This is a genomic window from Moraxella sp. FZFQ2102, assembly GCF_024137865.1.
Taxonomy (GTDB): Bacteria; Pseudomonadota; Gammaproteobacteria; order Pseudomonadales; family Moraxellaceae; genus Moraxella.
Genome location: NZ_CP099960.1, coordinates 999,810 through 1,018,901, shown reverse-complemented (window position 1 = coordinate 1,018,901; position 19,092 = coordinate 999,810). Strand labels below are relative to the sequence as shown.

The 19,092-nt window shown below is 46.8% G+C and carries 14 protein-coding genes and 1 rRNA gene; all 15 read left to right on the top strand.

Annotated elements, in window-relative coordinates:
• Positions 1-126 precede the first annotated feature (126 nt).
• The 15 genes from rrf to typA all read left to right on the top strand — a co-directional run bounded on the left by rrf (position 127) and on the right by typA (position 18,888).
• Positions 127-240 (top strand): 5S ribosomal RNA (gene rrf / locus NGM44_RS04845).
• 152 nt (positions 241-392) lie between these two features.
• Positions 393-1,205, top strand: coding sequence for an ABC transporter permease (locus NGM44_RS04840; protein ID WP_253224478.1), 813 nt, complete (start codon positions 393-395; stop codon positions 1,203-1,205).
• A gap of 7 nt (positions 1,206-1,212) precedes the next feature.
• Positions 1,213-1,884, top strand: coding sequence for an ABC transporter ATP-binding protein (locus tag NGM44_RS04835; protein WP_253224477.1), 672 nt, complete (start codon positions 1,213-1,215; stop codon positions 1,882-1,884).
• On the top strand, positions 1,862-2,965 hold the full coding sequence (locus tag NGM44_RS04830) for a capsule biosynthesis protein (protein WP_253224476.1): 1,104 nt from the start codon (positions 1,862-1,864) through the stop codon (positions 2,963-2,965). Before NGM44_RS04835 ends, NGM44_RS04830 begins: the two co-directional genes overlap by 23 nt.
• A 36-nt stretch (positions 2,966-3,001) precedes the next feature.
• Positions 3,002-4,708 carry a polysaccharide biosynthesis/export family protein gene (locus NGM44_RS04825; protein WP_253224475.1) on the top strand — a complete coding sequence of 569 codons (1,707 nt, stop codon included), beginning with the start codon at positions 3,002-3,004 and terminating at the stop codon, positions 4,706-4,708.
• The gene (locus NGM44_RS04820; RefSeq protein WP_253224474.1) at positions 4,708-7,041 is read left to right on the top strand and encodes a capsular polysaccharide biosynthesis protein; all 2,334 of its coding nucleotides are present in this window, start codon (positions 4,708-4,710) and stop codon (positions 7,039-7,041) included. Before NGM44_RS04825 ends, NGM44_RS04820 begins: the two co-directional genes overlap by 1 nt.
• A 131-nt stretch (positions 7,042-7,172) precedes the next feature.
• Positions 7,173-8,417 carry a capsule biosynthesis protein gene (locus tag NGM44_RS04815; protein WP_253224473.1) on the top strand — a complete coding sequence of 415 codons (1,245 nt, stop codon included), beginning with the start codon at positions 7,173-7,175 and terminating at the stop codon, positions 8,415-8,417.
• Between the two features lie 173 nt (positions 8,418-8,590).
• Entirely contained in the window at positions 8,591-10,405 is a 1,815-nt protein-coding gene (gene lepA, locus NGM44_RS04810; protein WP_253224472.1) for a translation elongation factor 4, read from the top strand.
• A 152-nt stretch (positions 10,406-10,557) separates the two neighbouring features.
• The gene (lepB, locus tag NGM44_RS04805; RefSeq protein WP_253224471.1) at positions 10,558-11,652 is read left to right on the top strand and encodes a signal peptidase I; all 1,095 of its coding nucleotides are present in this window, start codon (positions 10,558-10,560) and stop codon (positions 11,650-11,652) included.
• A gap of 9 nt (positions 11,653-11,661) precedes the next feature.
• Positions 11,662-12,411: a ribonuclease III gene (gene rnc / locus NGM44_RS04800; RefSeq protein ID WP_253224470.1), complete on the top strand. Its 750-nt coding sequence runs from the start codon at positions 11,662-11,664 to the stop codon at positions 12,409-12,411.
• 43 nt (positions 12,412-12,454) lie between these two features.
• The gene (era, locus tag NGM44_RS04795; RefSeq protein ID WP_253224469.1) at positions 12,455-13,447 is read left to right on the top strand and encodes a GTPase Era; all 993 of its coding nucleotides are present in this window, start codon (positions 12,455-12,457) and stop codon (positions 13,445-13,447) included.
• A 52-nt stretch (positions 13,448-13,499) separates the two neighbouring features.
• Entirely contained in the window at positions 13,500-14,303 is an 804-nt protein-coding gene (locus NGM44_RS04790) for a DNA repair protein RecO (RefSeq protein ID WP_253224468.1), read from the top strand.
• Between the two features lie 54 nt (positions 14,304-14,357).
• Positions 14,358-15,095 (top strand): pyridoxine 5'-phosphate synthase, encoded by a 738-nt coding sequence (locus NGM44_RS04785; RefSeq protein WP_253224467.1) that lies wholly within the window; start codon positions 14,358-14,360, stop codon positions 15,093-15,095.
• 344 nt (positions 15,096-15,439) lie between these two features.
• Positions 15,440-16,729 (top strand): OmpA family protein, encoded by a 1,290-nt coding sequence (locus NGM44_RS04780; protein ID WP_253224466.1) that lies wholly within the window; start codon positions 15,440-15,442, stop codon positions 16,727-16,729.
• Between the two features lie 314 nt (positions 16,730-17,043).
• A complete protein-coding gene (gene typA / locus NGM44_RS04775) occupies positions 17,044-18,888 on the top strand; it encodes a translational GTPase TypA (protein ID WP_253224465.1) in 1,845 nt (614 codons plus the stop codon).
• Positions 18,889-19,092 lie beyond the last annotated feature (204 nt).

Genomic DNA, 19,092 nt, shown 5'->3' with positions numbered 1-19,092 from the left:
ATTGTGTTGATGGTAAGTGTAAAGATTTTACCTATAAGCTTGAATCAATCTTGATAACGCTAATGCAAAAAAGCAAAAGCAACGATAAAATAACAGACTCATAAGCAGCGTTGTTAATCCTTTTACGCTGACGACAATAGCAAGATGGAACCACCTGATCCCTTCCCGAACTCAGAAGTGAAACGTCTTAGCGCCGATGGTAGTGTGGTTCGCCCATGTGAGAGTAGGTCATCGTCAGCACCTTATTTTAAGCCCCCGCCATGATTGGTGGGGGTTTTGGTTTGTATACTGATCGACCATTAAGAATTGGGTTTTGTTGTGGTTTTGTCTTGACGGCTAGTATAGGGCAAATGACTGTGATAAAATAAACCAAATTTTTCTGACCTGTGTTTATGTCAATACAATTACCACCTTACCGACCAATTAAGAAGCGTAGCGGCATCAAAGTAATGCTTGCTGCACTGCATGCGCTTTTAATGCGTGAGCTGCAGACGCGCTTTGGTGGATTTCGTCTGGGATATCTATGGGCGCCATTGGAAGTATTTTTCCAAGTGGCGATCATGTTGGTGATTTTTGGTGCTGTCATGCGGCGCGTACTACCTGGTATGGAATATTCTTTATTCTTGGTGGCGGGCATTATTCCATTTTTTATGATGCAAAATATCGCAACGCGTTCATTGGGTGCGGTGGAAGCCAATCAGGGCTTGCTGATGTATCGATCAGTGAGACATATTGATGTTATTATTGCGCGTGCTTTTTTGGAATTGGTTATTTATTTTTTCACCTTTGTTTTATTATTGATTGGATTAACCTTTTTTGGGATTGGCTTTAGCTTAGAGCATCTGCATGTTGTGCTTATCGGTTGGGTGGGGATGTTTCTATTTAGCCTAGGTTTGGCACTGGTTTTGATGATCGTTGGCTATTATGGTGGTGAGATTCGCAAAGTTATCAGTGTTTTGTTCACGATTTTATATTTTACTTCAGGGGTGATGTATTCGGTACATATGATTCCTGAGCCATATTTAAGCTATCTGATGTATAACCCATTCATTCACAATCTTGAAATGATGCGTCATGCACTTGCGCCGTCTTATCCGATTCATCATGTGAGCATGGGTTATTTTTGGGGATGGGTTGTGTGTGTGATGTTTGTTGGCTTGGCATTGTACAAGGCGTGCGAGCGTGATTTGATCCGCAGTAAGTGATGATAAGATGATTCATGTTAAAAATATCACCAAGTCTTTTATGACGCCGCATGGCAGACATTATTTGTTTAAGGATTTGGATTTTATTATTGAAGACAAACAAAGTGTCGGTCTGCTTGGGCGCAACGGTGCGGGCAAATCTACTTTGCTGCGCATCATCTGTGGCTTAGATGAACCTGACAGTGGTGAAGTTATTACTAATTCCACCATCTCATGGCCTGTGGGTGTGGCAGGTGGCTTTCAGGGTAGCTTGACAGGTCGTCAAAATGTCCGCTTTGTTTGCCGACTGTATTCCAGCGGTGATTATATCGAAGAAAAAATTCGCTTTGTCGAAGAGTTTGCCGACATTGGCAAATATTTTGATATGCCAGTCAAAAGCTATTCATCGGGGATGCGCGCGCGCTTAACCTTCGGTTTGTCATTGGCATTTGACTTTGATTATTATATGCTGGATGAAGCAGGTGCGGTGGGCGATGCGGCGTTTCGTAAGCGCAGTGAAGAGATCTTACAAGCGCGCCGCGAACAAGCGGGTTTTTTGGTGGTGTCACATAACTTGGGTGATATCGAGCGTAACTGCGACATTGGCGTGGTGCTGATGAACCAGACGGCGCAAGTTTTTTATAATGTAAAAGAAGCAATTGAGGTATATAACGAGCATGTCCATCAAGCTAAGAAATAAACGCATCAATCAGCTGCTTTTTGTGGTGCTGGTCATCGTGCCTTGGATTGCTGTCATCGCCTATATGATGACTGTGGCACAGCCACGGTATGTCAGTGAATCGAATGTCGTCATTAAGCAGGTCAGTGAGCAGGGCGTTTCAGCAACTGGTCTGTCGGCACTGCTTGGCGTGAATAATACCAATCGTGATGATGCGGTGTATTTGACCGAGTATATTTTGTCGAATGACTTGATCGCTAAGCTTGATGAACGCTTTGATTTTCGCCATAGTTACCGCTTGTCAGGCTCTGATTTTATCAATGAAATCCCTGAAGATGCCACACAAGAAGAGCTGAATAATTATTTTAAAAAGCGTGTCTCGATCAGTCTTGATGAAACCAGCTCGATTTTGACTTTATCAACCCAAGGCTTCACTCCTGATTTTGCTTTAGAATTGAACCAAGCGATCTTGAGTGAATCTGAGAAATTTGTCAATGATATCTCAAAACAAGTGGCGGCAGAGCAGCTTGCGTTTGTGACGACACAAGTTGGCGAAGCGGAAAATAAGCTGAATCTTGCCAAGCAAAAACTGCTCGATTACCAAAACAGCAATGAGATCATCGACCCGAAAGCCAATGTCGAGATGGTTAATTCAGTGATTGCAGGTCTGCAAGGTCAATTAAGTAGCCTGCGCACCGAAGAGCGTCAATTGTTGAGCTATTTGAACCCTGAAGCGCCGCAAGTGGTGAGTTTGCGCAGCCAAATCGCATCGGTTGAAAAACAAATTCAAGACGAACAAGCCAAATTGACATCACCAAAAGATGCCAGGCTGAATGCCAAAACTGCAGAGTTTGAAGCAATCAAAGCGGAAGTGGAATTTGCCAATGAGCTGTATAAACTGGCTTTGACTTCATTAGAAAGCTCGCGCATCGAAGCGATTCGTAAGATGAAAAATTTGATCGTCATTTCATCGCCGCACAAGGCTGAAGAAGCCAAATATCCGCGTGTAGGCTATGTGATCGGCACTTCATTGGCGCTGTTGTTGATTTTGTACGGTTTTGTGGTGCTGATTTTGGCAATTATCCGCGATCATGGCAAATAAGCCGACGAATTTTGAATTAGATTTGGAAATTTTCTTATGATGCTAAAAAAACATTCATTAGTAGCGCTTGTAGCAATGGTGATGAGCGCGCAAGCGATGGCAGCGGATGATGGGGTTGGTCGCCTAGCAGGGGTGGTGAGTGCTAATCAAGTGCCTGCTGAAGCGACAGCAGCTGAAGCGGTTGCCGCCGCAAGCCTTGGCAGCAATGCCATTATCAATAACGAGCGCACTTTTCAAGATGTTGGCACCCCTGTACGTACCACGCCAAAGATCTTCGGTGAGCAGCTGTTCCGTGGCGCATTTTCGACCACTTCAGGCTCAACTTTCAATGACAGCTATGTCATCAACCCTGGTGATAATGTGCAGGTGCGTATGTGGGGTGCTTATCAGTACGCTGCGACGATGACGGTTGATCCACAGGGCAATATTTTCTTGCCAAATGTCGGACCGGTACGCGTGGCAGGCATTCAAAATGGTCGCCTGCAGTCGGTGGTACAAAGTGCGATTGCGCGCATTTATCGCTCGAATGTCGGCGTTTATGCATCGCTTGAGCAGGCGCAACCTGTTAAAGTTTTTGTCACAGGATTTGTCAATCAACCCGGTTATTATGGTGGCTTAGCAGCAGATTCGGTGCTTAGCTATTTGGATCGCGCAGGCGGTGTCGATCCTGAGCGCGGCAGTTATATTGATATTCAAATTCGCCGTAATGGACAAGTGGTGCAGCAGGTGAATTTGTATGACTTCTTGATCTCGGGTCGCCTGCAGCCGTTTGCGTTTCGTGATGGTGATGTGATTACCGTTGCGCCGCAAAAGCAAACCTTTAGCATCTCAGGTCGTGTGCAGAATGAATATGCTTTCGAATTTGGCGTTCCAAATCTGACCATCGCTGATGTATTGTCAATTGCCAATCCATTGGCGGACGCTACCAATGTCAGCATCACGCGCGCCGCTGGCCGTGCGCAGACGGCAGAATATTATGCCTTATCAGAAGCAAGCCAAGTGCCTGTCAATAATGGTGATGTGCTTGTGGTGACTTCAGATCGCTATGCAGGCACAATCGCGGTGCAGGTGACGGGTGCGCATAAGGGCAATGGCGCGGTGATTTTGCCACATGGTGCGCGTCTAAAAGATGTCATCGCGCAGCTTGAACCATCTAGCCTTGCTAATTTACAAAACCTATCAATTTATCGTAAATCAGTCGCTGAACAACAAAAACAATCGATCAATCAAGCCTTGGATCGTCTAGAAGAAATGACACTTGCTACGCAATCAATCACGCGTGAAGAAGCGCAATTGCGCGCTGAAGATGCTAAGCTTGTTGAGCAGTTTATCGCCAAAGCGCGCCGTGTCGAGCCAAAAGGTCGCATTGTGGTTGTGCCAAATTCATGGCAGGATGTGATTTTACAACAAGGCGACATCATTGAGATTCCTGAGCAGACTTCGGTCATCACTGTTAATGGTCAGGTGCGCGCACAAGGGGCGCTGACCTTTGATCCGAATTTGACCGTTGCGGATTATATCGCTAAATCAGGCGGTATGGATGCTAATGCCGATCCTGAAAACATCCTAGTGATGCAGCAAAATGGCGAGACCAAAGTGGTCAATGCCGCCTATCGTGTACAGCAGGGCGATGAGATCATGGTCTTGCCAAAAGTGAAAACGCGTCGTGTTGAGATCGCACGCGGTATTTCACAAATCTTTTATCAAATCGCTGTGGCAGCTGGCGTGATTGCGGCGTTGTAATGACCATTGCGCCTTTGCCAAGTAAGTTTTTGCTTGCAACTGTGGGCATTGCCAAAAATAATCAGCTTTTGGCAACTGCCCTTGGTGTGCCTGTATGTCCTGTATTGTCAGTGAAAAAATCCTTATCATTTGGCAAGCAATCTGGACAATCGCAGCCATCTCTTAATCATGCTATTGCAGGTACGCAAGCAGTTTTGGCATGGGGGCAAAAACCTTCTGCAAAACAAGCACAAAAACTTGCCAATCAGCGAAATTTGCCACTATGGACAGCCGAAGATGGTTTTTTGCGCTCATTAGATAGCGGCATCAAAAGCCGTTATGGGGCAAGCTTTGTACTTGACGATGTGGGTATTTATTTTGATTTGCGCGCGCCATCACGCTTAGAGTGGTTGCTGGCAAATCGCGCGGCTGATTTTGATGATGATAAGCAGCAGCGCGCCAAGTATCTGATCCATAAAATCATCGCGCATAAGCTTTCTAAATACAATCCAAGCCTTACACTTGCGACCAATTTACCTACCGATTTGTATCTGGTGATTGATCAAGTGGCGGGCGATGCATCCATCGCGGGTGCTGGTGCAAGCGATGAAAATTTTTTTGCCATGCTGCTAAATGCGTGCCAATCGGCAATGGTAAACGGTGGGCAGGTGTGTATCAAGGCACATCCTGCGTCCAATTTTGGCTTTTTAGTCAATAGCACGGGCAAATTGCACGCCCAAGCCGTCAATTATCTTAGCAGTCATGGCATCAGCCAAGATGCCATTGATCGCATTCTAATTATCAAACAAGCCGTCAATCCCATTGCATTACTTGAAAATGCCAAAGCCATTTATACGGTCAGCTCGCATCTAGGCTTTGAAGCATTAATGCTGGGCAAATCAGTGGCAAGCTTTGGCATGAGTTGGTATGCAGGTCTAGGGCTAACTGATGATACCTATTTGCAAGACAATCCTGCCATGCGCGATCTGTACCAACAGGTCAAGGCGCGGCGAGCGGCATTAGGTCTAACCACCGTGACGCTTGAGCGGGCATTTTTTGCAGCGTATATTGATTATAGTTATTATGCCGACCCTGCGACAGCCAAGGCGTGCCAAATTGAAACGGTGATTGACTATTTGATTCGCAATCGTGATCAGCAAAGCTTTGTCGCAGGCGATGTTTTGGCATATGATTTTAGCCGCTGGAAAACAGGGTTTGTTAAAGGCTTTAGCCAGTTTCCACAAACTCAGCTTAAATTTAAATCCAAAACCAAAATGCGCTTGTTTTTCACCGATCAATACAATGCCAAGCGTGCCAAAAAAGATGATCAAAAAGCCTTAAGCGGCTTGCCTGTAGATACCAAATATCTCGTTTGGGGTTTGGCTGCCAAGCGCAAATTAGCAAACAAAATTCACACCTATCAAAATCAGTCAAATCCTGCCATCATCTGCATGGAAGATGGTTTTATCCGCTCAAATGGCTTGGGTGCAACCTTGCTTGAGCCACTGTCTGTGGTGATGGATGATGTTGGCATATATTATGATGCCACCGCGCCATCTCGGTTGGAGATGATTTTACAAAGCATTGATTTGACTGATGAGCAGGCTAAGCGAGCTGCCGTACTGCAGCAAACTTTACTTGCCAATCAAGTCAGTAAATACAATGTCGGTACGCACAATGATCAGCTTGGCGCGCAAATTGCTAAGCTGAAACAAGCCAATCCCAGTGCGACCATCCATCTGGTGGTTGGACAGGTCGAAGATGATGCATCGGTACAAAACTGCACCAGTATCATCAAGACCAATGCTGATCTGCTTAAGCGTGTGCGCGCCGATCACCCCAATGACATCATCATCTATAAGCCACATCCCGATATCGAAGCAGGGCTACGCTTGGGCAAGGTGGATGATCAGATGCTTAAGCTTGCTGATATCATCGCGCATGATACCGCCATGCCGCAGTGCTTGGCAGTGGTCAATGTGGTGCAGACCATCAGCTCATTGACAGGCTTTGAAGCACTGCTGCGCGGGGTGTCAGTGGTGTGCTATGGCTTGCCGTTTTATGCAGGTTTTGGCTTGACCACTGACATCATCGAGCCTGATAACATGCCCAAGCTTGCAGCCATCGCACGGCGACAACGCCAAACTCCGCTGAGTCTATCTGCGCTGATTCATGGTACGCTGATTGATTATCCTGTGTATCGCCTGCCGCACGGTCATGGGCTTGCTAGCGTCGAGCAGGTGATTGACTATCTGTATCAATCCACGCACGCTAAGCCCACACCGACACTCGCCAAGCGTATCTCGCGCTTTGCCAAGACCAAATTCATGCAATTGCGCAAATTTACGATTTGATACTAAACTTTGGCAAAACTTATGTTACAATAAGTGCTTACTTTGCACAAAATTTAGACAGTTTATATGTCTAACACGGTGCAATCGCCAGTATTTAGTCGCTATTTAGCCATTTTGCCACAGGGCTTGTCATGTCCGCATCCATGAAACGACTGCTTGACCACCAAAACATCTTGCTATTACAAGGCAAGATGGGGGCGTTTTTTTGTCGTTTTGCGACTTTTTTGATGGACGGCGGCAGACAGGTTCATAAGATTAACTTCAATGCTGGCGATGCGTTTTTCTACTGCCACAAGGATAAGATGTCCAACTTTCGTGGCCGCTTGGATGAATTTGACGCATTCATTACAAAGATTATCCAAGAACATCAGATCGATGCGGTGGTGTGCTTTAATGACTGCCGCCCATATCATATGATCGCCAAAGATGTCACCACGCGGCTTGGCGTCTCGTTTTTTGTCTTTGAAGAAGGCTATCTGCGCCCTGATTATATCACGCTTGAAGAAGGTGGTATCAATGGGTTTTCGCAGCTCAATCCTGCGATGATCGAAAGCTTTGATCAAGCCAATGACAAGCCCAAATACACCGCCAATCGCTTTTGGCGACTGTGTGTGGCAAGCATCGTCTATTATGCCATCGTCTTTTTGGGGCAGTGGCGTTATCCGCATTATGAGCATTATCGCGGCTTATCGATTTGGCAAGAAATGGTTGCGTGGCTGATTGCACCATTTAGAAAAATTGCACGATATTATCCTGATAAATGGCTACAAAAACGCCTAACGCGCACCGCAAGCGAGCAGTATTATCTGGTCAGCTTACAAGTGCATAACGATTCACAAATCACCCATCACAGTGATTATGATGATGTCACTGACTTTATTCGTGAAGTGATGGTGTCGTTTGCCAAGTTCGCGCCCAAAGACACGCAAATTTTATTTAAACACCATCCGCTTGATCGGGGACATCGCGATTATAAAGCACTGATTCACCAATGGGCGGATGAATTGGGTTTACAAGGGCGTGCGCATTATGGCTGTGATATGCATCTGCCAAGCTTGATTCGCCACAGCATCGGCATGATTACGGTCAATAGCACCACAGGCTTGCAGTCGATTTATCACCAAAAACCCACCAAAATCATGGGTCGCGCGCTGTATGACATTGAGCGTCTGACTGATCAGCAGTCATTGGATGAGTTTTGGGGCAATCCTGTTGCGCCTGATCATGAATTTTATCTAAAATTTCGTGAATATCTGATTGAACAAACACAGCTGAACGGCTCGTTTTATGGTACATCGCCATGGGCATTGCCGTATATCCATGCTCAAGATGTTGGCGTGCCACCAAAAAAATCCAGCAAACACGGACTGCACTAAGCGAGAGTTTGGCATTATTGTCGCCAAGCGCTCCCATTCATTTGCCAAATCAATCCTGCCAAGACGGTGGGATTTTCTTTATCCATCCTTTAAATTATATGGCGAAAGTCATACAAATCATGTAAAATAGATAGCTATTTTATCATTTTTTTTATACGCTGAGCGTTGATCGTATGAGCACCAAAAAACCAACTGACATTACCAAGATTCGTAACTTTTCGATCATTGCCCATATTGACCATGGCAAATCGACTCTGGCCGACCGTTTTATCCAAGTCTGTGGCGGTCTGTCTGACCGTGAAATGCAAGCGCAGGTGCTTGATTCGATGGACATTGAGCGTGAGCGCGGCATTACCATCAAGGCGCAGTCAGTGACTTTGCACTATGATCATCCTAATGGCGAGCGTTATCAGCTAAACTTCATCGACACCCCTGGTCATGTGGATTTCAGCTATGAAGTGTCGCGTTCATTGGCAGCGTGTGAAGGTGCGCTATTGGTCGTCGATGCAGCCCAAGGCGTAGAAGCACAATCAGTTGCCAACTGCTATACCGCGGTTGAGCAGGGCTTAGAAGTATTGCCTGTTTTAAACAAAATCGATCTGCCACAAGTTGAGCCTGAGCGCGTTATCGAAGAGATCGAAGACATCATCGGCATCGAAGCAGCGGACGCACCGCGCGTTTCGGCTAAGTCAGGTCTTGGTGTTGATGAGCTGCTACAAGTGCTGGTGGAGCGTATTCCTGCGCCTGTTGGTGATCGCGATGCACCGCTGCAGGCGCTGATCATTGATTCGTGGTTTGATAATTATTTGGGCGTCGTCTCATTGGTGCGCGTTCGTGAAGGCAGCGTACAAAAAGGCGATAAGATTTTTATCAAATCGACAGGAGAAAGTCACATCGTCACATTGATCGGTGTCTTTACCCCAAAATCGCTTGAGACGGATGTTTTGTACGCAGGCGAAGTGGGCTTTGTGATTGCAGGAATTAAGGACATTCAAGGTGCGCCAGTTGGTGATACCATCACGCACGCCAAGACGCCAGATGTTGATAACATCCCTGGATTTCAAAAAGTGACACCGCAGGTCTATGCAGGGATGTTCCCGATTGACTCAAGTGATTTTGAAAAATTCCGTGAAGCGCTACAAAAGCTACAAATCAACGATGCGGCGCTGTTTTTTGAGCCAGATACTTCTGAAGCGTTGGGCTTTGGTTTTCGCTGTGGTTTCCTTGGTATGCTGCACATGGAGATCATCCAAGAACGCCTTGAGCGCGAATATGACTTGGATCTGATCACCACCGCGCCATCGGTAATTTATGAAGTGGTCAAGAAAAATGGCGACATCGTCTATGTTGATAACCCATCAAAACTGCCTGATGTCGGCGTAATCGCAGAGTTCCGTGAGCCGATCGCTCGTTGTCATATCCTAGTACCCCAAGAATATCTGGGCAATGTCATCACGCTTGCCATTGAGCGTCGCGGTGTGCAGGTGGATATGAAGTTTATGGCACGCCAAGTGCAGGTGGTATTTGACATTCCGATGGGCGAAGTGGTGATGGATTTCTTTGATAAATTGAAGTCTGCCAGCCGTGGTTTTGCATCATTGGATTATAATTTTGAACGCTATGAAACCGATAAACTGGTGCGTGTCGATGTCTTGATTAATGGCGAAAAAGTCGATGCGCTGGCGATGATTTGCCACCAAGAGCACGCACGCCGTCGTGGTGGTCAGCTTGTTGAGAAGATGAAAGAGCTGATTCCACGCCAAATGTTTGATGTCGCTATCCAAGCTGCTATCGGTAGCCAAATCATCGCTCGTAGCACAGTCAAAGCAATGCGTAAAGATGTCCTTGCCAAGTGTTATGGCGGTGATGTCAGCCGTAAGAAAAAGCTGCTTGAAAAGCAAAAAGCAGGTAAAAAACGCATGAAACAAGTGGGTAGCGTTGAGATCCCACAAGAAGCTTTCTTGGCGGTGCTTAAAGTTGATAGCTGACGGTAAATCGTTACGCATTGCTTGCGTAGGCGGTCGCGTTTATACATTTGTTATACCATTGATTTTAACTGAAGATACAAGCAGTTGTTATAATATCCGCACGGCGTGCAACGCCCCGCTGATCGTGAGAATTTCAACTGTAGGAGAGTTTGGTGGATTTTGATATTAATCTTGTCATTGTGCCTGTGACATTGGTGTTTTTGCTCATTTGGTTGGTGGATAAATTTGCACTCAAGCAGCATCGTGCCGTCAAGCAATTTGATAAAGATAGCAAGGCATTGCAAGCACAAAGCAAAGACAGCCAAGCGGCATTGGCATCGGCGTTATCAGCGGCAGGAATAACTGCGACAGTGGAGAATTTTCGCCCTGATGACAGCACGCCTGATGCGGTCAAGCAAGCATATCAAACGCACCAAAACAACCTAGCCAAACAAGCCACTTTACAAGGCAATCCACCGAGTGAGAATTTCTTGGTGCGCTGGGCGTATGAGTTTTTGCCAGTGCTTGCGGTGATTGTCATCGTTCGCTCGTTCATCGTTGAGCCGTTTAATATCCCATCGTCATCGATGGTGCCGACGCTTTATACGGGTGATTTTATCTTGGTTGATAAGACCGCCTACGGTCTGCGTCTGCCGATTACCCATACTAAGATTGCCGATACGGGCAGCCCTGAGCATGGCGATGTCGCGGTATTTCGCTATCCAATGAAAGAAAATATCTATTTCATCAAGCGCGTGATTGGTTTACCAGGTGATACGGTGAGCTTTAATAATGGCATCATCAGCATCAATGCCAAAGCGATCGATACCCAAAAAGTCACTTATCAAATGCAGCCGCGTCTGATCGATCAGATGTATCCTGCGGCGATCAATGGCGAGTCGGTGAGCGATGATCAGCGCGCTGCTTTGGGTCGTGAAGAAGAAAGCCATGCGCGTTATCAACAAGAAACCTTAGGCAAGCACAGCTTTAATGCGCGCTATGTGGCGAATGTCAATGCGTCTGCCTATGCGCCATTTTTACTCGAAAACTCGCCAGAGCTGACGACTTCGGCAGGCGTGCAGTGGTCGATTACCGTACCTGAAGGGCAATATTTTGTGATGGGTGATAACCGCGATCGCAGTGAAGATGGGCGTTTTTGGGGCTTTGTTCCAGAAAAAAACCTGTCAGGCAAAGCGACTTATATCTGGATGCACAAAGAACCGGGTTTGAATCTGCCAAGCTTTAGCCGCAATGGCGCGATCGACTAAGGGGCGCAAGTGACCAAAAAAATCAGCAAATTGCCCAGTCAGCAGCCGCATTTTAGTGATTTTGAGCAAGGATTGCCCATTTTGTGCCAAAAATTGGGTCATCACTTTGCCAATCCTGCCTTGCCGCGCCAAGCCTTGACCCATCGCTCATACGACCCAAAAAACAGCTATGAGCGACTGGAGTTTTTGGGAGATGCACTACTTGGCGTGGTGATTGCGCGTGGCTTATTTTTGCGTTATCCTAATCATGATGAAGGGCGACTGACGCGTATGCGTGCTACTTTGGTGCGCCAAGAGACTTTGGTGCAGATTGCCGAACGCTTGGAATTATCACGCCATCTGATCTTGGGCGTGGGCGAGCGTAAAGGCGGCGGTCGTCATCGCGCATCCATCCTAGCTGATGCGGTCGAAGCACTGATTGCAGCGATTTATCTGGACAGTGGTGACAGTCAGCTGGTCAATGATGTGGTGCTGACTTGGTATGGTGATCTGATCGATGAAGTTGGTCAAGAAACGGTGCTAAAAGATGCCAAATCACGCCTACAAGAGCTGTTGCAGGGCAATCGCTTGGCGCTACCGACTTATGAGCTGATTGACACCCAGGGCAATGCACCCAATCAAACCTTTGTCGTAACTTGCTCGGTCGCGGTCGTAGGAGCAAAAGCCATCACTGAGACTGGGGCGTCGCGCCGTATCGCCGAACAAAAATGCGCTGAATTGATGATCAATCAGCTGCACAAACTTTCTATCAAAATCTAATCTCGCTTTTTTACAGCAAATATTAAGCCCAAAAAGGTAATGTATGACTGATCACACAAATCCAAACAACGAAGACACCATTGCGGCGTTTTTTGAAACTCAATCAACCTCTGTCAATGATGCTTTTAAGGCAGGTTTTGTGGCGATCGTCGGTCGTCCAAATGTCGGTAAATCGACTTTGATGAACCATTTATTGGGTCAAAAATTATCCATCACTTCGCGCAAACCACAAACCACGCGCCATCGCATTCACGGCATCTTGACCGATGAAGCCAAGCAAATCGTCTTTGTCGATACACCAGGGATTCACAGTAAAGAAGTGCGCGCGATCAATGAGCGCATGAATAAGGCGGCGATCTCAGCACTGCAAGATGTTGATTTGGTGCTGTTCGTCGTCGATAGTTTGCAGTGGCGCGAAGATGACTTATTGACCCTAGAAAAGCTGTCACAGACCAATCTGCCTGTGGTGCTGGTGATCAATAAATCAGACACGATTAAGGATAAAGCGCAGCTGTTGCCATTGATCGAAAGTTTCAATGAAAGCTTTGATTTTGCTGACATCGTGCCAGTATCGGCGCTGCGCCGCCATAATCTTGAGCGACTGGTGCAAGTCATCGGTGAATATCTGCCGATGCGCCCGCCAATTTTTGATGCTGAGCAAATCACCGACCGCTCAGAGCGTTTCTTGGCATCGGAGATTATCCGTGAAAAAATCATGCGCACATCAGGCGATGAAGTGCCGTATGATCTGACCGTGCAGATTGACACCTTTAAAGACGAGCCTGCGCACCAAGATCCTGAGACAGGCAAATGGCGTCGTGCGGTGACTTTCATCGATGCGACAATTTTCGTTGAGCGCGCAGGTCAAAAATCCATCATCATCGGTGATAAAGGCGCGCGAATCAAGCAAGTGGGCATCGATGCGCGTAAGGATATGGAAGTGCTGTTTGACCGCAAAATCATGCTGACGCTGTGGGTGAAAGTCAAGCGCGGCTGGTCGGATGATGAGCGCGCGCTGAACAGTTTGGGTTATTAAAAATTTGACACCTGTATAACCCATCGCAACCTTGCTAAGTTAGGAAAAAGTTATGCGTGCCACGGCACTCAATGGCTATGTGCTACACAGTCGGGCTTATCAAGAAAAAAGGGCGATTTACCAGTTTTTCAGTCATGAGCATGGCGTGGTGCATGGCGTGGGTGTGCGTGGCTTGCCTTTATTTAGCCCTGTGTGGCTTTTGGCGACGGGCAATCACGCCCTAAAAAGCTTTAGTCAGCCAAGCTTAGGATTTGCCAGTGAATTTGTCGATGCGATGGCATTGCCTGCCGTGCCGACAGGATTTGGGGTGATCAAAGGGCGTGTGCGCTATGCGCTGCTTTATATGAATGAAGTTTTGACGCGGCTTTTGGCAGCAGAAAATCCATGTCCCATGCTGTGGCAGACTTACCATCATAAATTGGCAAAATTACAAAGCCTTGATCTACTTAATCTGCCGCAGAGTGATGAATTTGTTGCCACTTGTGTGTATCTGCGTGCCTTTGAGCGTGTGATTTTCGCTGAACTTGGCGTGGCATTGGATTTTGTTACCGATGGCACAGGCGCGCTGATTACTGCTGATGGCGTGTATCGCTTCGTGCCACAGATGGGCTTTTTGCCTGATCAGGCAGAGCTGATTAATGATGCCAAATTGACCACCAAAGTCAGTCGCCACCGCTACAGCGGTGATGAGCTGATGCAGATGGGGGCTGCGCTCGATGCTGATGATGAGCAGGCGGCGGTATTGCCATTTTTGGAGCAGTTCAATCAGCTGCAGCGGCAACTGATGGATAGCCTACTGGATTATAAGCCTTTGCACAGCCGCACATTGTGGCAACAAAGCTTACGCTATGGTTAAATAAATCTAAATTGATTGATGTTATAAATTTTATTAAAACATAAAGGAAAAGCCATGAATACACCATTATTGGGCGTCAATATCGACCACATCGCCACCTTGCGAAATGCACGCGGCGTGGGCTATCCTTGCCCGATTGCAGGCGCGCTGATTTGTGAGCAGGCGGGCGCAGAAGGCATCACCTTGCATCTGCGCGAAGACCGTCGCCACATTCGCGATGCTGATGTCTATGAGATGGCAAAACGCCTAACCACGCGCATGAATCTTGAGATGGCGGTCACCGATGAGATGCTTGCCATCGCGCTGGATGTGCGTCCTGCATGGGTGTGCCTTGTCCCAGAAAAGCGCCAAGAGCTGACCACAGAAGGCGGTCTGGACATTGCCAATTTGCCAAATCTGGGTGAGTTTATCGCTAGGCTACAGGCAGCGGGCATTTTGGTGTCGCTGTTTATCGATCCTGATTTGCACCAAATCGACACCGCAATCGCGCTCAAAGCCGATGCCATCGAGCTGCACACAGGTACTTATGCGCACGCCACTTTGGATCGTGATGCCGCCAAGACCCAAGAAGAATTGGCACGCATCAAGGTAGCGGTCGCTCATGCTAAGGCAAATTCTGATCTTCTGGTCAATGCAGGGCATGGTTTGACGCGAGACAATGTCGCTGCCATCGCGCAGATTGATGGCATTCATGAGCTGAACATCGGCCATGCGCTGATTGCTGATGCGGTATTTATGGGCTTAGACAATGCAGTCAAGGCGATGAAGCAGGCGTTTACCAATCCTGTATAAATATTGAACACTTTGTATCTTGGGCAGTTTGAGCAAAAATGCTACAAAATATGTCAAACCCCACTAAGATTGTTCAAATTCTGTACAAACACGCCGTTACATCGTAAAAATTGGTAATTTTTATGTAATAATGTGTATCAATCAGCAAAAAAAAGGTTGTAAAATATCACATTTGCGGTTAAGCTTTACCCATCGGTCTTGGTCTATACGATGTCAAGGTGATGCAAGTGCAAAAATATCGTTAAGATATGTTTGGCAGTTGGGGATCTTTGTGCTAAAATAGGCCGTAGTAATGTTATGTTACACTTTTTTCAAAAAACCCAACCATTCCTTTGGAGGAATTTATGAAACTGAACAAAATCGCTCTAGCGGTTCTTGCTGCTGCAGTTGCTCCAGTTGCTGCGCAAGCTGGCGTTACTGTAACTCCACTAGTCGGTGCACACATCACTAACATGGCTGATGATGAGCAACGCGAAGTACTTCGTACTGGTAAGCAACTAAACAACAACTATGTGAATCAATCACATGTCACTAACCCAAAAAATGGCGGCGTTGCTAAAGAAAGCAGCCTATACGCGGGTGCAGCAGTTGGTATCGAACTAACTCCATCTACTCAATTCCAAGTAGAATACGGCGTATCTAACGCAAATGGTGAAGCTTCTGAATACTCAGCAAAAAAAGGCGAGAACCGCTTTGATGTTGAGCAAGAAATGATCACTGGTAACTTCCTAGTTGGTCTAGAACAAATCACTGGCTACAACGCTGACAACAAATTCAAGCCATATGCATTGATCGGTGCTGGTCGTTCTAAGATCGAAGTTGAAGCACAAGAGCAATATGTAGCTGACGACAGCAACGCTCAAGGCATCAAAGCTGGTCAAACAGTTAAAGCTGGTCAACAAGTTGCACAATCAAAAGACACCATCGGTAATGTTGGTCTAGGTGCTCGCTACCTAATCAACGACGCACTAGCACTACGCGGTGAAGCTCGTGGTATCTATAACTTCGATAACAGCTGGTGGGAAGCTCTAGCTCTAGCTGGTCTAGAAGTTACTCTAGGTGGTCGTCTAGCTCCTGCAGTTGCTGCACCTGCATTGGTTGAGCCAACTGTAATCGCTGACACTACTGCTGACGCTGACCAAGACGGTGTGCCTGATCACCTAGACGCTTGCCCAGGCACTCCAGTAAATGTTGTTGTTGATGAGCGCGGCTGCCCAGTAGATGTAGATGTTCGTGAAGACCTACGCCTAGAACTACGCGTATTCTTCGACTACGACAAATCAGCGGTTAAACCACAATACCGTGAAGAAATCGCTAAAGTAGCAGAAAAAATGCGTGAATTCCCGAATGCAACTGCACAAATCGAAGGTCACGCTTCTAAAGATTCAGCACGCTCAAATGCGCGTTACAACCAACGCCTATCTGAAGCTCGTGCGAACGCAATCAAAGCAGTTCTATCTAACGAGTTCGGCATTGCTCCAAACCGTCTAAGCGCTGTTGGTTATGGCTTCGATCGTCCGATCGCTCCAAACACCACTGACGAAGGTAAAGCAATGAACCGTCGTGTAGAAGCGGTTATCTCTGGTAGCAAAGTAACTACCGTTCCACAAACTAAAGATATGCAAGTTCAATAATCTTTAGATTGATTGGATCAATCAAGAACCATCCCATCGGGGTGGTTCTTTTTTATTATGGGGTGTGTGATTGGTGTGATGATGGCAAATGTTGGTTTAATTTACCCTAAATATATGCTATAATAAACGGTTTTTTATGAATTATAGTCTGCTAACTTTGAAATAATGCTTAAGCTAAGGCGCTCATAGTGCCACATATACAGCTTCGCTCGATTTGCTTGTTTTATTTCAAATTTGTTTGGCTATATCACAAATTTCTCCTAGGCATTGATATGATGCATATCGGTGCGCTCCTTAAGTTAAATTGAGATTTTATGTCAGACACTATCAAAAATTTGCGCAACATCGCAATCATTGCCCATGTTGACCATGGTAAAACCACTCTTGTCGATAAGTTGCTACAGCAATCAGGTGCATTGGGCGATCGCTCAGGCGAGATTGAGCGCGTAATGGACTCAAACGCTTTGGAATCAGAGCGTGGCATCACCATCCTTGCCAAGAACACCGCCATCAAATGGACAGACAAGCGCACCAATACCGAATACCGCATTAACATCGTCGATACCCCAGGCCACGCCGACTTCGGTGGCGAAGTGGAGCGCGTGATGTCGATGGTGGACTGCGTGCTATTGCTTGTCGATTCACAAGAAGGCCCGATGCCACAGACACGCTTTGTAACCCAAAAAGCTTTCGCGCGTGGTCTAAAGCCGATTGTCATCATCAATAAAATTGACAAACCAGCAGCGCGTGCTGATTGGGTGATTGACCAAGTATTTGATCTGTTTGATAGCCTAGGCGCGACCGATGAGCAGCTGGATTTCCCAATCGTCTATGCATCAGGCATTAACGGTATCGCAGGTCTTGAGCCTGATAACTTGGCATCAGACATGACGCCACTGTTTGAGACCATCGTTGATATCGTTGAGCCGCCAAAGGTCGATGTCGATGGTCCATTCCAAATGCAGATCTCAAGCCTTGACTACAACAGCTTCGTGGGCGTCATCGGTGTTGGTCGTATCCAGCGCGGTTCGGTCAAAACCAATACGCCAGTGACTGTGATCGATAAAGATGGTAATAAGCGCAATGGCCGTATCCTAAAAATCATGGGCTATCATGGCCTTGAGCGTGTGGATGTTGATTTTGCACAAGCGGGCGATATCGTCTGTGTGACAGGTCTTGATGCGCTGAACATCTCAGACACCATCTGCGATCCACAAAATGTCGAAGCACTGCCTGCGCTGTCTGTCGATGAGCCGACTGTCTCGATGACTTTCCAAGTGAATGATTCACCATTTGCTGGTAAAGAAGGTAAATTTGTCACTTCACGCAATATCCGTGAGCGTCTGGATCGTGAATTGATTCACAATGTCGCCTTGCGTGTCGAAGATACCGACAGTCCAGAGAAGTTCAAAGTCTCTGGTCGTGGTGAGCTGCATTTGTCTGTCTTGATCGAAAATATGCGCCGCGAAGGCTTTGAGCTGGGTGTATCGCGTCCGCAAGTGATCATGAAAGAGATTGATGGTGTGATGTGCGAGCCTTATGAAAATGTCACTTTCGATGTCGAAGAACAGCATCAAGGCGCGGTAATGCAAGAGATGGGCAACCGTAAGGGCGATTTGACCAATATGGAAGTCGATGGCAAAGGTCGTATCCGCATCGAAGCGACTGTGCCATCGCGTGGCTTGATCGGTTTCCGTTCAGCGTTCTTGACCATGACATCAGGCACGGGCATCATGACTTCAAGCTTCAGCCACTATGGTCCGACCAAAGGCGGTAGCGTCGCAGGTCGCCAAAATGGTGTCTTGATCTCGATGGTGACAGGTACTTGCCTAGCTTATGCGTTATTTAGCTTGCAAGAGCGTGGTCGTCTGTTTGCCAAGCCGCAGCTGGAAGTCTATGAAGGCATGATCGTCGGTATCAACTCACGCTCAGATGACATGGTGGTAAACCCAACCAAAGCCAAGCAGCTGACCAACATCCGCGCGTCAGGCTCAGACGATGCGATCATTCTAACCCCTGCACTAGAATATACCCTTGAGCAGGCGCTAGAATTCATCGAAGATGATGAGCTGGTAGAAGTCACGCCACAATCAATCCGTATCCGCAAACGCTACTTGACCGAAAACGAGCGTAAACGCCTAGGTCGCAAAAAAGACTAAAAACCGTATCCGACGAAGGTAGTATTGTTTTTTAACATAAGATAACAAAGCTACCATCATTTGATACAGTTTGGTTGTTTGGTTGTGTTAAAATTGCACAACTTTTAAGCGTTATGCTGACAGATTGACAAGTTGTACAGTTTATACAATAAAGTACCTAAACAGATTGCTTAGGTACTTTATTATTAATATCAAGTTAAGAGA

Excerpts from the sequence above, each read along its gene's own strand:
- NGM44_RS04840 (WP_253224478.1), top strand. The coding sequence starts at position 393 with ATGTCAATACAATTACCACCTTACCGACCAATTAAGAAGCGTAGCGGC.
- NGM44_RS04835 (WP_253224477.1), top strand. The coding sequence starts at position 1,213 with ATGATTCATGTTAAAAATATCACCAAGTCTTTTATGACGCCGCATGGC.
- NGM44_RS04830 (WP_253224476.1), top strand. The coding sequence starts at position 1,862 with ATGTCCATCAAGCTAAGAAATAAACGCATCAATCAGCTGCTTTTTGTG.
- NGM44_RS04825 (WP_253224475.1), top strand. The coding sequence starts at position 3,002 with ATGATGCTAAAAAAACATTCATTAGTAGCGCTTGTAGCAATGGTGATG.
- NGM44_RS04820 (WP_253224474.1), top strand. The coding sequence starts at position 4,708 with ATGACCATTGCGCCTTTGCCAAGTAAGTTTTTGCTTGCAACTGTGGGC.
- NGM44_RS04815 (WP_253224473.1), top strand. The coding sequence starts at position 7,173 with ATGTCCGCATCCATGAAACGACTGCTTGACCACCAAAACATCTTGCTA.
- lepA (WP_253224472.1), top strand. The coding sequence starts at position 8,591 with ATGAGCACCAAAAAACCAACTGACATTACCAAGATTCGTAACTTTTCG.
- era (WP_253224469.1), top strand. The coding sequence starts at position 12,455 with ATGACTGATCACACAAATCCAAACAACGAAGACACCATTGCGGCGTTT.
- NGM44_RS04790 (WP_253224468.1), top strand. The coding sequence starts at position 13,500 with ATGCGTGCCACGGCACTCAATGGCTATGTGCTACACAGTCGGGCTTAT.
- NGM44_RS04785 (WP_253224467.1), top strand. The coding sequence starts at position 14,358 with ATGAATACACCATTATTGGGCGTCAATATCGACCACATCGCCACCTTG.
- NGM44_RS04780 (WP_253224466.1), top strand. The coding sequence starts at position 15,440 with ATGAAACTGAACAAAATCGCTCTAGCGGTTCTTGCTGCTGCAGTTGCT.
- typA (WP_253224465.1), top strand. The coding sequence starts at position 17,044 with ATGTCAGACACTATCAAAAATTTGCGCAACATCGCAATCATTGCCCAT.